The sequence below is a fragment of the Leifsonia sp. HAY1-4F genome (assembly GCF_056755275.1).
Map to the genome: position 1 here is coordinate 1 of NZ_JBNDHX010000754.1, position 229 is coordinate 229.

1 protein-coding gene is annotated in these 229 nt (G+C 59.4%); it reads left to right on the forward strand.

Annotated features, from left to right (window positions below):
• Nucleotides 1–229, forward strand: a 229-nt coding sequence (locus ACPYOG_RS21220; RefSeq protein WP_481296007.1) for a hypothetical protein, incomplete at both ends; no start/stop codon positions are given.

Here is a 229-nt window from a genome sequence, read left to right on the forward strand (position 1 = left end):
GGTCGCCCTGCACGGTTGCGCCGGCGGACATTACGCTTGGATCGATCATCGTTTCTGGTGTCCGGAATTGCCCGATCGTGGGCGCTAATCTGCCGTTGGTCGTCATTTCGCATGGTCATGCCGGCAGCTCTCTCGGCCATCACGATACAGCGGAAATCCTGGCGGATGCCGGCTTCGTCGTCGTCGCCTTGAACCATCCGCGCGACAATTTTTCCGACATGAGCCAATC